At 43.7% G+C, this 14,839-nt stretch carries 11 protein-coding genes; 3 read left to right on the top strand and 8 right to left on the bottom strand.

The window, feature by feature from the left end; all coding sequences use genetic code 11:
* Positions 1–46: 46 nt before the first annotated feature.
* The 8 genes from A3Q3_RS0103070 to A3Q3_RS0103105 all read right to left on the bottom strand — a co-directional run bounded on the left by A3Q3_RS0103070 (position 47) and on the right by A3Q3_RS0103105 (position 9,179).
* The gene (locus tag A3Q3_RS0103070) at positions 47–595 is read right to left on the bottom strand and encodes a hypothetical protein (RefSeq protein ID WP_020182104.1); all 549 of its coding nucleotides are present in this window, start codon (positions 593–595) and stop codon (positions 47–49) included.
* Between the two features lie 258 nt (positions 596–853).
* On the bottom strand, positions 854–1,696 hold the full coding sequence (locus A3Q3_RS0103075) for a TonB family protein (RefSeq protein ID WP_232418343.1): 843 nt from the start codon (positions 1,694–1,696) through the stop codon (positions 854–856).
* A gap of 37 nt (positions 1,697–1,733) precedes the next feature.
* Positions 1,734–2,150 (bottom strand): biopolymer transporter ExbD, encoded by a 417-nt coding sequence (locus tag A3Q3_RS0103080; RefSeq protein ID WP_020182106.1) that lies wholly within the window; start codon positions 2,148–2,150, stop codon positions 1,734–1,736.
* Positions 2,147–2,800 carry a MotA/TolQ/ExbB proton channel family protein gene (locus A3Q3_RS0103085; RefSeq protein WP_020182107.1) on the bottom strand — a complete coding sequence of 218 codons (654 nt, stop codon included), beginning with the start codon at positions 2,798–2,800 and terminating at the stop codon, positions 2,147–2,149. Before A3Q3_RS0103085 ends, A3Q3_RS0103080 begins: the two co-directional genes overlap by 4 nt.
* A gap of 126 nt (positions 2,801–2,926) precedes the next feature.
* Positions 2,927–6,475 (bottom strand): TonB-dependent receptor domain-containing protein, encoded by a 3,549-nt coding sequence (locus tag A3Q3_RS0103090; RefSeq protein ID WP_020182108.1) that lies wholly within the window; start codon positions 6,473–6,475, stop codon positions 2,927–2,929.
* A gap of 176 nt (positions 6,476–6,651) precedes the next feature.
* Positions 6,652–7,623: a FecR domain-containing protein gene (locus tag A3Q3_RS0103095; RefSeq protein ID WP_020182109.1), complete on the bottom strand. Its 972-nt coding sequence runs from the start codon at positions 7,621–7,623 to the stop codon at positions 6,652–6,654.
* Between the two features lie 13 nt (positions 7,624–7,636).
* Positions 7,637–8,146 carry a sigma-70 family RNA polymerase sigma factor gene (locus A3Q3_RS0103100; RefSeq protein WP_020182110.1) on the bottom strand — a complete coding sequence of 170 codons (510 nt, stop codon included), beginning with the start codon at positions 8,144–8,146 and terminating at the stop codon, positions 7,637–7,639.
* Positions 8,147–8,309: 163 nt separating this feature from the next.
* Positions 8,310–9,179, bottom strand: a complete 870-nt coding sequence (locus A3Q3_RS0103105) for a hypothetical protein (RefSeq protein ID WP_157355022.1) — start codon at positions 9,177–9,179, stop codon at positions 8,310–8,312.
* Positions 9,180–9,413: 234 nt separating this feature from the next.
* Between A3Q3_RS0103105 and A3Q3_RS0103110 the strand changes: the two genes are divergently transcribed.
* The 3 genes from A3Q3_RS0103110 to A3Q3_RS0103120 all read left to right on the top strand — a co-directional run bounded on the left by A3Q3_RS0103110 (position 9,414) and on the right by A3Q3_RS0103120 (position 14,605).
* Positions 9,414–9,959 (top strand): sigma-70 family RNA polymerase sigma factor, encoded by a 546-nt coding sequence (locus A3Q3_RS0103110; protein WP_020182112.1) that lies wholly within the window; start codon positions 9,414–9,416, stop codon positions 9,957–9,959.
* Complete coding sequence (locus A3Q3_RS0103115; RefSeq protein WP_020182113.1) at positions 9,956–10,933, top strand: FecR domain-containing protein; 978 nt, start codon at positions 9,956–9,958, stop codon at positions 10,931–10,933. The genes A3Q3_RS0103110 and A3Q3_RS0103115 overlap by 4 nt, the downstream gene beginning before the upstream one ends.
* An 87-nt stretch (positions 10,934–11,020) precedes the next feature.
* Complete coding sequence (locus tag A3Q3_RS0103120) at positions 11,021–14,605, top strand: TonB-dependent receptor domain-containing protein (protein ID WP_020182114.1); 3,585 nt, start codon at positions 11,021–11,023, stop codon at positions 14,603–14,605.
* Positions 14,606–14,839: the final 234 nt, after the last annotated feature.

A 14,839-nucleotide genomic window follows, 5' to 3' on the forward strand; every position in this document is an offset into this window, starting at 1 on the left:
AAGGAGCACCGTTAGGTGTCTCACTTGAATGAGGGGTTAGCCATGACTAATGCCAGCAATTCTGGCAAAAGAACTCCAGTTTGTGGAGTAATGGATAGGCCTCTAAAAAGCTGTCCCTCGCCTGATTTTCGCTTATTTTTTGAGATTTTATTGACCATAACGTTTGCCCGTTAGAGTGCTCCGTCACTGCCGAATAGTTGCCAAGGAATACTGTAGACCCACTCGAGGCGACAAATGGCGCCGACAATCTCAAGTTAGTTATAGGGTGTTTATCAGAGCGTTCTTTCGTGAGCGTACCGTAAGTGAACCAATAAGGGACAGTGTACACACCAGGAGGTATTTTTATAGCCACCACCTGATCTATCACATCCTTAGGAAAGGCAGGATCACTCCCCAGTGAAATATTGTATTCTCTGCCTGATGATTGGTTGACGAGAACGAACGCAAAACCACCGCTGTTAGAACGTGTAAACTTACCTGCAACATAAGCTAATTCGTTATCGACTGTGTCCGATGCCTTTATGGGTGGTTCGATTGACGCACAAGCTGACAGCAGCGAGAGTGCGAATGCAGCAGTTATTTTTAGATTTTTCATACTTTAGATTCTATCGCTAGATGGTTAACAGTTATTAACCGAACGCGCGCGTCCGAAAACAATAATATGAACGTTGATTTTGACATGTTATTTTTCTTTTTAAATCTAGAAGTTAGGGTTTCTCTGCCCGTATAATAATAAATAGAAAATACGGACGCAACTATGTTTATTTAGTACTGTGATGAACGTCTGCTTTGGGGATTTTTCAGTACGGGGACAAAGCGGACCTTGAGCTAACGCTCTGATAGTTGCCTTAGCCTACTCCAACTTAAACCCCACTGGGATTGTCACCGTGAAGGTTTTACGTTCTAAATTGGCATGTAACGCTACCTGCTCAATCGCCTTTTTAATCGTTCTCATCGCTTCTTCATTCAGTACTTGATGTTGACTTGCCTCTGCTAGCTCGACTGAAATAAGTTTACCTTGCTTAAAACTGGCAATCACTTGCACCTCCCCTTCTAAATGGCGTCGTATGGCAATGGTCGGGTACTGTTTGAGTTTATTCACCATGGCAGCCAAGGCTTTGCCATAACCATCCCATACTTCATCTGAGGTCGCTACTTCGCTGGATCTTGCCGTGGACTGTTGTGCAGTGCTTGTCGTGGTTTGCTCTGTATGGGTAGGCGCTGTTTGGGTTTGGGTTGGTGTAGGGTTAGCTGTAGCAGGTGTGGTGTTCGGTGATGTCTGAACTGGGAGTGTTTCTTCCTGTGTGTCTGGTGGTGTCTCTCTCTGTGGTTCTACAGGGACTTGGTAGCTTTGATCAGGCGTGGGCACTGTTGTGGTCAACACTTTCCGTTTATCTTGTGGTTGTTTTTTGGGTTGTACCACCGGTGTGGGTGGAATAGGTTTGGGTGGTTCTGCTTGTGATACAGGTTCTGTTGGTGGTTGTGGCTGTGTTGCTGCAGGTGTGGGTTGTTCTGGTAATGGGTTTAACTCGACCTGTATGCTGGTACTGCGTGGTTGTAGGCTCTGTTGGTTAAAGTACGGGTACACATAAGCAATGGCGATATGCAATAGCATGGAGGCGATTAATGCCCACACTAGGGATTGGTCTTCATTGTCTTGCGTCGTCACAAGAAATGATTGGTGGTAGGTATGCATGGAGAGGTGTGGTGAATGAATCAGAACGTTTGGCGAATTAAGAGCTGGTAGCCTCTGGCAGCATCACAAAGCTAAATTTGGTGATGTTGGCACGTTGTATGGCGGCCATGACTTTGGCCACCGTGCCATAGGCAGCGTGTTCATCAGCATAGATTTCTATGGCAGGGTCGGTGCTGCTTTTGAGCATGTTGAGTTCGTCACTGAGTGCGGTGATGGTAATGGGGGTGGTGTTGAGTGTGATGTCCCCTTGTGGTGAGATGCTAAGTTGTAAGGTCTTGGGTTCTGTCTTGGCGATTTGTGCATTGGCTTGCGGCAGTTTGACGGAGACTGCGTTCATGAGCAAGGGAGCAGTCACAATAAACACGGTGAGCAATACCAGCATGACATCGACCAGTGGGGTGACGTTAATCTCACTCATGACTTGGTCTTCTTGATTGCTGAGTAACATGCTCATGGTAGTTTGGTACCCATGCCAGATTTCACGATAAGGTAGTGGAAGGCAATGCCAAAGTTCTCGATTTGGGCATTGGAGGATTTGAGTTGTCTGAGGAAGTAGTTGTAAGCGAGTACGGCAGGTACGGCAGTGGCAATGCCAATGCCGGTGGCAATCAGGGCCTCCCCTATTGGACCTGCCACGACATCAAGTCCAGCAGAGCCTTTGCTGGAGATGTCTTTGAGGGCATGCATGATGCCCCATACGGTACCAAACAAGCCAATAAAGGGTGCGGTAGAGCCAATGCTGGCGAGGATGGCGAGTCCTTTCTCGGTGCGGGATTGTTCGACATGGGCTTGTTGTTGGAGTACGGCGGTGACCAGTTCTTTTCTGTCGTCATGGTTAAATGCGTTGACACTGAGACGTAAACGTTTCCATTCATCCAAACCAGCTTGGCAAATTCTTGCCAAGCTGCCATCGGTGAGTTTGGTGTTAGCACGTACATGTTGCAGGTCTTCTGCTTGGCTGAATTCTTCTAGAAATAGGTGGTTACGTTTGTTGAGTTGGTAGAAGCTCACCCATTTATGGATGACGACTCCCCATACGACGATAGACATGAGGGCGAGTAGGATAAGTACGCTATCGATGATGCTGGGGAGCTGGTAGAGCATAGGGTTCCTTTTTTTGTTTTGTTGTTTGTTGTTTTAGTGTTGGTTGGAAATCACAATAGTGATATGCGTTGCAGATCATGATTCAATCCATGATTGAAAGAAGCGGATGTCATGATCTGCTGCATACTAGAAGCTAGGCTTGGTGTTGGGGTCGAACTGCCAGTTGAGGCTAAACCACACGCCGCGAGGGGCGCTTGGGGAAATAAAGTTGGTACTGAGCCACTCATCGGAATTATGGTTAAACCCATCCGGACCTATGGCGCCGTAAATACTGGGCGAAAACGGGTTTTGCCCCAGACGCCCTGCCGTGAAATATTCCCTGTCAAACAGGTTGTTCACCTGCATGGTTGCTGTCCATTCGCCGTTGAGCTTATAGCTAGTTTGTAAATTAAAGACAGCGTATCCAGGTACTGTACCAGGGTTAAGATTAGGTCTACCTAACAATTGACTGCCGTCAGGATAAGTATCTAGTACTGCACGGAAACCAGCTTTGTGTTCATTATTTTCGTTACCGCGCACAAAGCTCTTGGAATGTGCCACAGCACTTAGCCCTACCGTCCATTTTTCATTTACGTCATAGCTGACGCTGGCATTCAGGTTATGCAGGGCAACACCGGGCATACTACTACCTTTTTTGACCTGAATAACTTTGCCAAAACCTTTAACAAAAGTTGCGCTGGTATTATCTTCACTAATCATGTTGAAATCGTTTTCAAAGGTGGCATCAGTCAGGCTGTAATTTAGACTGAAGCCCCATTTATCCTTTTTGCCGGAAAGACCAGTCTCAATACCGCGGCGGCGGGTCTTACCGATGCTGTCAAAAAATCCCGTGCCATTACCATAGGTCACGAAATAAATATCATCCTTCAGATCGGTCTGGTAGGCACCCACGTTCCACTGTAAGTCCTCAGTGCCCCATAAGCTCTTGAATGTGCCGCGCATTCCGAGGTCATAGGTGGTTGCCTTGATCTGTGGTAGGAATGGATCGCCAGAGAGCGTAGTGGGGAGCGTGCATTGGCGATTCTCCGCGATACTTCGAGGGACCATGGTATTGCCCACCCCCGGAACCAGTGTTTTATCGAAGGCACACCCCAACTCAATCACGCTAGGGGTACGCGTACCCCGTGACCAATTTGCGAAGAGATTCAGGTTTTCCCTGGCCTGCCAAGTGGCGCCTAATTGAGGATTGAACGAATAGAAACTGAATTTTTCGGTCTCTGATGCATCTACTGTCTTGAAACCAAGAAAAGGCTTATTACCAGTGGGAGGCCGATTGACCGTGCAATCTCCTTCACATACGTTGAATCTATCTGGGTAGCTGATCAAGTCACCGATACCGTAGTTATCATTACCATACCGTACGGCAATCTTGTTGATAGTCTTAGTCTGGTTATATCGGCCTGAAGCGCTGAAGTTCCATGTTGCAACAGGTGACCACGTCTCGCTGAAATAAATACTTTTGGTGGTATTGGTGCCATTGAAGTCGTTATTGTTAAGTGGCACAAAAGCTCCGATAAACATGGGGTGCGCTTGCGCCGGATCTAAATAGGCCGTGCGATTCGCAGTGAGAAACCCCAGTTGGCTACTATTGTTATATTCAGCGCTAGCCGCATCAATGGAGGCGCCCACCATGAATTTATGGTGGTCCAGGTTCCAGTTGAATTGAATTGATGCCCCATCAACGATTTGCTTGATCTGGTTATCGTTAAAAATAGCAGTCGGCACTCCTTTAACCACTCCTGGCTGGCCTTGGCCTGTTACAGCATCATAGCCGCTGACCGCGCCATCAATAGGAATCTCTAGCCCGTCGGCCCTGTATTGCTCCAATGCAAGGCGGCCTGCAACACAAGCATCATTGTTAGCTGGAGCAGCTAAAACTACGAAGTTTTTTATAAACCCCCCTGGATTTCCAGGGTCTGGTGTGAAGAAATAATTATCGTCTCCAAGCGATAGGCTGGAAATGTTACTACCCAACGGTTCCGTAAATTGTGCTGATGAAAATATACCAACACCAAATCCAAAAGAAGCTACGGGATTTCCTGATCCATCCAATACTGGGTTACCTGAAGAGTCTCTAAGTAATGGAACAGGGGCATTAGATTTAGAAGCTCCTCTGTTATAAATGATGGTTTCATAATAGTTTTTATCAAAAGCAATCAAGTCTCTCATTCTTGCTGCCATCTCTTCAGGTAAAGGTATATTGGCATTGGCTTGGTAATCTGCTGGGTTTACAAAGAAGCGCCCGTCAGGGTAAGCAGGGTCGAAGTAATTATTGACTATATCGGTATAAAACTGTGTAGCTGAAATGTCTGCATAACCGTTCGCATCAGCCGGAACTGGAATCACATAATAAAACGGCACACCTTTTGTGACTTCGGATTCCGCAAACAGGCAGGTTGTTTCCGCGCCTGATTTTTGCATTATCTGCCGCACTGCATCTTCTCGTATATCAGTAAACACGTCTGCGCCAACTTGATGGCGGTCGCTCTTTCGGCGATAGACCTGCCCTGTGACGCTAAAGTTATCGCTGGCATGGAACGCGCCGGATAACTGAAATTGCGCCAAACGATTATCTGTAGTATCAGGACTGCTAAATACGCTTCTGGGATCCTGTGAGTACATCTCGCTTGGTAACAGTCCATTGCCTACCAACTCTGTCTTGACCAGCAAGGTGCTGAGGTTGAGGTCCAGCTTATCACCGCGATAACTCGCCTTGCCAAAAAACTGGTTTACCTTACTCGGTGAATTCTCTCTCCAACCATCTTCCAGAAAGAAGTTACCTGCTCCAAACAATGCAACAGTCCCATTATTCCACCCGCCTGTTGCTTGTAGCTGCTTCCGTCCGTATGAGCCAGTAAGAACTTCTGCATCAATGCCTTCGTTATTAAAACCATCTTTAGTTTTTACTGTGAATGCACCGCCTAAGGTATTTAGACCAAAGATAGGGTTAGAGCCAGGGAAGACATCCACACTGGAAAGTGCATTCATGGGAATCATGTCCCAGTTGACGACATCACCAAAGGGTTCATTGACACGAATACCATCGAAAAATACTGACAAACCCTGAGGCATGCCAATTTGTGGACCAGCGGTAAAGCCACGGTATTGCACATCCATTTGAAATGGATTGCCTTGATAATCATTGACAGTCACAGACTGTAGTTTTTTGTTCATTAAGTCAGTAATGCTTAATGAGTGAGACTCTTTAATCTCTTTGGCAGTGATACTTTGTACATTACCAGGGATCTGGTCTTTAGTTAAACCTAGGCCGGGTAATGGACCTATCTCGTAGAAGCGTTTGGCGCGGACTTGGATTTGGTCAAGTTGAATGGTTTTGTCTTCTTTGACTTGCGGTTTGTCATTGATACCGGGAATAGGTTTAGGTTTGGGTGGCGCGTGACGGAGCTGGTATCGGCCCGATTTATCTTGTGTCACTTCAAGCCCACTATCTTTCAGCAGGGTATCAAAACCTTCTTGTACGCCATATTGCCCTTTCAGTGCATGGCTGCGTTTACCTTGCGTGAGAATAGGATCAAACCCCAGCAAAATACCTGACTCGGCTGCATAATTAGGCAGAGTATCGCTTAGATCGCCAGCAGGAATTTGATAGGCTTTTTTAGGCAGACTGATATTGAGAGCTTCAGCATTTGCATCTATCATCATTACGCAGAGCATGATGAATCCACATACCAGCCGAGTTCTCTCCAAAGCACTACTTGGTCTATTTTTATTGTTCATTCTCTTACAACACTTTCTACTAGCAAAAATCTATGTGATTACTGCTATGCCGAATGAAAAATAAAAACCGGAAGTGAAATTTGAATTTTTTTGAAAAAAAATTCAAACAGCGTTTAGGACGGACTTAAAGTTGTCCAGTAGCGCGTAAATCTACGGACACGTACAGGCAAAGTTTGCTCTAGCGTGTTGAGTACAGCCTCTATATTTCCGATCGGGAAAGATCCGGAAATTTGCAAATTAGTCACCGCTGGATCGCAACGCAATACGCCAGAGTGGTAACGAGAAAGTTCTGCGACAAAATCTTGTAAGCGCATGGCATAGACAACTATCAGACCATTCACCCAAGCCTTATCTGTTGCCTTTAATTTGGTTTTGGCAAGTACTTGCGATTGCGAGAAGACTATTGACTCACCTGCACTCACACGCACGGGTGAATCGGCATTTTCAGTAGAGCGCACTTCAATCAGGCCTTCGAATACATTCACTTTCACATAGTCTTGCTGCTGCCACTCTCGAACACTAAATTGGGTACCCAGTGCAGTGACACTACCCTGCCGAGTTATTACACTGAAAGGACGATATGTGGATGATTGCTCGTGAGCGGTTTCAATGAATATTTCGCCACGAATCAGCTCGACGACTCTTGCAGTATCACTAAAGACAGTATTAATGGCGGAATCTGTATTGAGATGGACAATAGTACCATCCATAAGGGCAATTTGCCGACGCTCACCAACACTAGTGCTGATATCTGCTAGCATGCCACGCCATGGCTGTTCACGATAACCATAATAACTAACGCCACTTACAGCGAGTAGAAGCACCATATGTTTGAGAATGCGACGCCGTTCGGCAGAAGGTGGGTCTTGTAGAGTGGCGAGTGCCAGCGAGCCTGGGACCTTGTCAAAATGTTTTTGTACGCGCTCGATTTTCTGCCAAGCGAGACTATGTTCTTCATCTGCATCTAGCCAAGATTGCCAAGTGAGTTTTGACTTGTCATCCATTTCACCTGAAAGCCAGCGTGCATACCACTCGCTGGCTTCTTGCATGGCTGGTGTGATTTTGTTGGCTAACTTTGAATGCATATGTTCAGACCAACTACTCTTGTAACAACGCCATACATTGCAGCATAGCTGTAGCCACATAAGCGCCAACTGTGCGGGTAGAAACCCCTAAGTGGGTTGCGATTTCCTGATAGCTCTTCCCTTCCAATTGGGCCAGTAGGAAAGCTGTACGTACTTTGGCAGAGAGTCCATCCAACATCATATCCAAACGTATCAACAATTCCAACATAAGTGCCCGCGACTCCGGTGAACTAGCTTCATTCGATGCAATATGGGCCAGTGCATCAAGATAGGCTCGTTCCAAATCTCTACGACGTATATGATCCACCAATAGACCATGCGCGATGCGGCTTAAATATGCTTTAGGCTCATGAAGAACCGGCAGCTCTGCTTTTAATAATAGATTAAGAAAAGTATCCTGGGCGAGATCTGCTGCCCCGATCGGACATCCTAGCCTCCTATTGATCCATGCCCTTAGCCAAGCATGATGCTCCTCATATAAACTCTCAATAATGTCCTGCTGAAAAACCTGATTTATAGACATATCATTAGCCACGCGCAATTACTCATATATATTTTTTGCAATATATGTGCCAGCTACTAACCGATTGTTTTATAAAGAAGATATATTCAAGATCAAAACATTATGGTTACTTGTAACCATAATGGGTGGTTTACAGTAACCAGTTAGGTTTCGCATTATAAGATTACTGAGGTTTTATTTTTACATCTTTAGGGTTGATAGCTGTCAGCCCCCCAAAAGTCCTTACCCAGATACGACCGTCTTTCTCCCCAGCTAATGAGCCTAACATTTCGTATGTCCAGCGAGGGCTAAAATAGGCAGATTCGAAAATAATTTTCTTCTCTTTAGCTATATTGACATCCGTTTCTTCATTCACTTGTCTTAAGATAGCAGTAAATCCCGCCGCACTTTGTGTCTGAATGTCACTTATTTGTGCGGTTGTCAGATTAACCAGTTGCTCTAAAGTATATTGGTCTGGAAGTTGATATTGATATCGATGTGTCCACTTATCTTTATCAGAGCCACCTTCAAAAAATGTGATGGCTGATATATGAAATGTCGATGGGTCAGTTTTGGATATCAGTATTACCGGTGTTACACGAATATCCTGTGGCGACGGTTTATTTTCAATGACCATTTGCAAGCTATCAGCAGCCTGCTGAAAAGCCACATGAGGGTTGGGCATTAATTTTCCACGAAGCTGAGCAAGATCTTTATTTGTGTTTGCTTCAATCATCTTCATGTTCGCCAATACCCCAAAAGGGCCCATGAGTCCTAACGCCAAGCCTCCCCCACCTTGATTTTGGAAATAAAGCAGAGTGTTATCTTCGTTGATCCCTTTTTGCAAGTGATTGAGTTGGGTGTTCAAATCAGGTTTAGCATAAACAAGTTTATTCTCCTGATTTGAATTTATTAAGGTGGCTTTTTGCATTGGTGGCGCTGAAGCACAACCAATAAGAGCGCTGAGGATGAGAGGTAGTAATGCCCAACGAGAAAATGACATAAAGCTTCCAAAAATATAAATCGGCGCTAGTGTACTTGATTCGCCACTCATTTTGTAGATGCTAGACGAGGCTTCGATAGTTCTATTGACTTGATTTGCCCATGTCATTATGTGTGATGATTGATATGAACCGACTTGCGGTTGTATACAGCCAAAAGCATTGTAGAGAGAAGACACTAATTGTGTAATTATTCAATTAAATCATCAAGTTAATCAGCACCAGATTGTTGGAACAAAGCTTGCAAGTAGCTGTATATCTACCTTTAGAAATACTATCTAATCAGCATGAGCAATTCTGGTTCAATCAAGCTAAATGAATCGCTAAAGACCATAAGTTCGACAACGGTCAGTGAAGTGTATGTAAACAACTATAAATGGTTGGTCAATATGCTCAATAAAAAACTCAGCTGTCCTCAAAAATCGGCTGATCTTGCACAAGACACATTTATAAGAATTCTGAGCTCTCAAAATATTTTTTATATTTCTGAAGCAAAAGCAATTCTAACCACGATTTCAAAAGGGCTGTTAGTTGACTATTATAGGCGCCAGACTATCGAAGCTACTTATAGAAGTGCACTCACTTATTTACCAGAAGCACAAACCCCCTCCCCTGAAGAAAAGGCGATTGTGCTAGATACTTTGTTCGAAATTGATCGAATGCTTGATTGCCTACCAAGTAAAGCACGTACAGTCTTTTTACTCTCACAATTAGATGGTTTGACTTATCCTGAAATTGCGGAGAAACTTAATATATCGTTAAGTAGTGTTCAAAAGCACATGACTCAAACATTCCTAGCCTGCTATGCCATACGTTATCAAGGCGACAAGTGACTAATACCTCTCAAATTTCTACTGAATCAACAATTGTTCAAGAAGCCGTCAAATGGATGGTGACTTTGCAGTCTGGGATTGCAAGCGAGGATGATTTATTGAATTGTGAGAAATGGCGTAAACAAAGCCAAACACATGAAGAAACTTGGCAGCAATTAGTTGGCTTAAGTGGTAATTTAAAATCCATTCCTAAAGCGCTTGCTCATGCCACCTTAGACAACTCTGAGGTTAATCGCAAACTTCAAAGCAGAAGATTAGTACTCAAATCCGTTCTGCTTTTAGCAGGAAGCGGGACGTTAGCATATAGCGGCTATCAATTTACACCATGGCAACAAATGATAGCTGACCATGGCACTGCAGTTGGTGAACAACGCAAGATCATGTTAGCCGATGGTACAGAATTACACCTAAATACGGATAGTGCCGTTGATATTCATTTTGACGCTCAGCAACGACAAATAAAACTGCTCAAAGGTGAAGTGCTTATCACAACCGGTCATCAATCCTATGATCATAGGCCGTTTAGTATCCAAACTACTCACGGCAACGTTCGGGCATTAGGGACACGCTTTTTAGTTCATCAACAAGAAAACACCACGTTTGTTGCCGTCTATGAAAGTGCAGTAGAAGTACGTCCAATCGCCTCCAACAAAGCAACCCGTCTTAAAGTGGGTGAGCAACTAAGTTTTGACACTTCTCAAGCATATGGAATCATGCAAGCCGATCAAGATCTTTCTGCGTGGTCTGATGGCGTAATAGTTGCAAAAGAACTACGCTTGGCTGACTTTGCAAAAGAGTTGGATCGTTATCGCTCTGGCAAGATTATCTGCAATGCATCTGTGGTAAACCTCAAGATATCAGGTGTATTCCCAATTAATGATCCAGACAGAGTCATTAAAACCTTAGAAAATACACTGCCTATCGTTGCAGAAAAAAGAATGCACTTCTGGATCACTTTAAACAAGCGTAGTTAAACAGTTTAATTTTTACAGTTTTTTAAATTTCATTCGGTATATCAGATAGAACCCAACTTTCTATTTGAATCTTAATAGGTTATGCGAATGAATCATAAAAAACCAAAAGTAAAATCCTTTGCAAATCAGAATTTACGCACTCTATCTTCATTATTAATCCAACTTACATTTGCTTATTCAATGGTAGCTGCTGAGGCAAATGCAGATGAGTCCAGCGTCAAGTCAAATAAAAAATATAGTATCCCCTCTGGTCCTCTAGACAATGCATTAAATCAATTTGCACGTTCATCGGGCGTATACCTGTCTTACCCGCCAGAAATTGCGCAAGGTAAAGAGACTAAAGGGTTAAATGGTAGTTTCAATACTAAAGACGGATTTAAAGAGTTACTTAAAGGAACGGGTTTAGAGATAGTCAATGATCAACGCGGCGGCTATTATTTAGATAAAGCCTCGCCTTCGATCATAAAAGACAGTACACCCGATCTTGGTGCAAAGCATTCGGAAAATGATAAAACTATTGAACTTGACGAAATCCAAGTTCGTGCCAAACGTTTCTACGAGATCGGCCCACTGCCTGGATTAGGTTTAACCAAAGAGCAAATCCCCGGTAACGTACAAAGCATTACTGCACAAGAAATCAAAGACTCTCACTCATTAAGCATTACCGACTTAATGAACAAGAAGCTGCAATCAGTCACGGTGAATGACTACCAAGGTAATCCCTTTCAAATGGACGTGCAATACCGTGGCTTTACCGCAGGGCCGCAGATTGGCACTCCTCAAGGCTTAAGTGTTTTCTTTGATGGGATTCGTGTTAATGAACCGTTTGGTGATGTCGTCAACTGGGACATGATCCCCATGAATGCACTAGCGGGTGTGGATGTATTTCCAGGTTCCAATCCCATCTTTGGTTTAAACACACTCGGTGGTGCATTCACCCTTAAAACCAAGGATGGCTTTAACAACGCCGGTGTTGATGCCGATGTACTCACCGGTTCTTTTGGCAGAAAACAACTACAAGCTGAAGGTGGCTGGAACAACGGTACCATCGGCTTATTTGCAGCAGGTAACTTCTTCCTGGAAGACGGCTGGCGAGAGAACTCACCGAGTAAGGTGAATCAACTCTTTACTAAAGCCAGCTATAGAGGAGACAAGCTAGACCTAAACCTCAGCACCCTGTGGGTAGGGACCGATCTGGTGGGAAATGGCTTGTTGCCTAACCAAATGTATCAGCAAGATCGAAATGCCTCATTCACCTCTGAAGATACCACCAAAAACAGGCTTAGCCAATTTCAGTTGTCAGGCAATTACTTCGTGAACGATAATTTTACAGTTACAGGACAAGTCTATCGCCGTAACAGTAATCGCCATTCCTTGGGTGCTGATGCATATGTGGATGGATTTCCTGACAACGAGACTAATGAAGTGAAGAGAAACCTGAACCCCGGTGAAGTAGTGGCTTGTCAGTTCCTCAGTACGAATAAATATCAATTGCCCGATTATTATGTTATCGATTTAGCTGATCCATTTGATTACGCCTCTAATCCATTTATGGCGGATTATTTTGCAAATAGTGGTAACCCTGGGTACGACATGAACGATTCATTAGCATTGCTACCGCCAACTGCATTTAATGGAACGCTAGATGATGAGTATGCAAAGCAAGCAAGAAATGGCTTTGATTACTGGAAAAACTTTATCGATACGTTTCTATATCGCGAACAAAGTGCCCCAACACCTGTAGATTTAGGGCCTGTTACTTCATACTCTAACGGAGAGTATTCTTATTCAACGTTGGGTTTGAATTACGATGTGCTTCGCGGCAATACTTTTGATCTATTCCCTGATTTTGAAGTCAATATGAACTATTTTTATACGCCAGACGGTGTTAAACATGTTGTCTTGACCAAATCCCCAATCAATAAGGATGTGTGTCAAGGGGCTAGCTACAATGTAAATGTACTAAACGAAAATGGACTTCCTGTAAGCCCGGATGGTCACGGCATCAATGCACCAGGGGTTGTTGAAGGGACCCCTGTTTCCGTGCTGTCTGATAACAATATCAAACAAAAAACAGACGGCGCATCATTACAACTCAATTGGAATCTGGAACATCACAAATTTATGGTGGGCGTTTCAATCGATGCGGCTAGCGCCAGTTACTCTAATAGCCAACGTTTAGGTTTATTTGATGATAATCGCAAAGCCTACCTGTCACCAGAAGGTATTCGTGACCAGTACGGTGCTGCTGATATTGGTATTGCGAATAACAATTTTGAAGGCACTTCAACCACTAAAAGTATTTACGCTAGTGAAACGTGGAGCCCAATAGATACACTGAACATTACTGGATCCGCTCGCTACAACGATACACATGTTAAGAATACTGTTGCCAGCCGCACTGTATTCGGTAGTTATTATGTGCTTTCAGGCTACCAGCAGCGCCCAGATTTTTTCAATTTGTGTTTAGGTAGTGTGGCTAACTGCCCAACAACAGGATATAGAATAAGTGACGGTAGCCAATTATTAAAACCTGCAGAAACTGAGAAGTTTAGCTTTTACTCCTTTAACCCGTCTTTAGGTGCAACTTGGCAAGCGAAAGAAAACCTCAATATTTACAGCAATTGGTCGCAAGGTACACGTACACCTAGTGTAATCGAACTTGGTTGTGCGTTTGATCATAGACCCAGCGGTTCAAAAACATGGGGTGGAGATAAAAATGGTAACTTGATACCAGACCCAGAAGAAATGGTGGATATTCCTAAAAGCTTGCTAGAAAATCGTGAATGCTCGCTACCTACAACGCTTTCTGGAGACCCTTATTTACCTCAAATTAAAGCAACTACTTATGATATTGGCTTGCGCGGCACAATAGGAGATAGCGTTAGATGGAATCTGAGCGCCTATCAAACTGATTTAAAAGACGATATCTACTTTGTTGCATTAGGTAATGGCACAGGTTTTTTTGATACGGTAGGTAAAACGCGCCGTCGCGGCTTAGAGGCTGGTCTTTCAGGCAAGATCAATAAGCTAAGTTTTGGCGTTAATTACAGTTTGACAGATGCAACGTTCCAAGACAGTTTTAAAATGATTTCAGAAAATAACAGTAGTTCTGTGCCGGATTCTGCACTTTTTGCTGTAGGCGATCTAGAAGCATTCAGGAGTATTACCGTTAAGCCTGGCGATCGTATGCCAGGTATACCCTTACATAACCTAAATGCGAGCGTAGCATACGACATGACTGATCTATGGAATATTGGGTTTAGCGCAGTTCTACATTCGGAGAGTTTTATTCGAGGGAATGAAAATAATGAACATCGTGCAGGGGTGACAGAGGTATATACGAATGCTTCAGGGCAAGTGATATCACGTCAACCATTCAGTAATCCGGGAAAGGTAGATGGTTATGGGGTAGTAAACTTCCAAACCAGTTATAAATTTAATTCAGAATGGAGTGCCACCATGCTGGTCAATAATGTTTTTGATAAAGAATATTTCAGTGCAGGGCGTTTAGGGCGTAACCCATTCTCACCTAGCATTAACGGTGCAATCGGCCCAGGCGGATATAACCATAATTCTGATGACTGGCTGAGCGCTAATTTTTTAGCACCAGGAGCACCGAGAGGTGTTTGGTTTAGTTTGAATTGGCGGTTTGATCCAAATAAAAAATAAAAAATGCATTTAAGTATGTTTTTTAAAAATACAAACATGGGAATAAATGATCACGATTTTTTAATCAGTAAAATCAAACAGATGGCTGAAAGCGCTAAACTACGAGTAATACTCAATACATCAATACATCAATACAGAAAAAAGTATTTGTATTTTTGAAGCAATATAAAACGGCATGGTGCAAACCACTTGATCACTTCTATTAGATGAGCAATTAATCATTCCTCATACTTA

The organism is Methylotenera sp. 1P/1 (assembly GCF_000384355.1).
Classification (GTDB): domain Bacteria; phylum Pseudomonadota; class Gammaproteobacteria; order Burkholderiales; family Methylophilaceae; genus Methylophilus.

What these genes read in the sequence shown, in the direction of transcription:
- A3Q3_RS0103095 (WP_020182109.1), bottom strand. Translation starts at nt 7,623, where the DNA reads ATGCATTCAAAGTTAGCCAACAAAATCACACCAGCCATGCAAGAAGCC.
- A3Q3_RS0103120 (WP_020182114.1), top strand. Translation starts at nt 11,021, where the DNA reads ATGAATCATAAAAAACCAAAAGTAAAATCCTTTGCAAATCAGAATTTA.
- A3Q3_RS0103090 (WP_020182108.1), bottom strand. Translation starts at nt 6,475, where the DNA reads ATGCTCTGCGTAATGATGATAGATGCAAATGCTGAAGCTCTCAATATC.
- A3Q3_RS0103110 (WP_020182112.1), top strand. Translation starts at nt 9,414, where the DNA reads ATGAGCAATTCTGGTTCAATCAAGCTAAATGAATCGCTAAAGACCATA.
- A3Q3_RS0103070 (WP_020182104.1), bottom strand. Translation starts at nt 595, where the DNA reads ATGAAAAATCTAAAAATAACTGCTGCATTCGCACTCTCGCTGCTGTCA.
- A3Q3_RS0103085 (WP_020182107.1), bottom strand. Translation starts at nt 2,800, where the DNA reads ATGCTCTACCAGCTCCCCAGCATCATCGATAGCGTACTTATCCTACTC.
- A3Q3_RS0103080 (WP_020182106.1), bottom strand. Translation starts at nt 2,150, where the DNA reads ATGAGCATGTTACTCAGCAATCAAGAAGACCAAGTCATGAGTGAGATT.
- A3Q3_RS0103100 (WP_020182110.1), bottom strand. Translation starts at nt 8,146, where the DNA reads ATGTCTATAAATCAGGTTTTTCAGCAGGACATTATTGAGAGTTTATAT.
- A3Q3_RS0103105 (WP_157355022.1), bottom strand. Translation starts at nt 9,179, where the DNA reads ATGAGTGGCGAATCAAGTACACTAGCGCCGATTTATATTTTTGGAAGC.
- A3Q3_RS0103075 (WP_232418343.1), bottom strand. Translation starts at nt 1,696, where the DNA reads ATGCATACCTACCACCAATCATTTCTTGTGACGACGCAAGACAATGAA.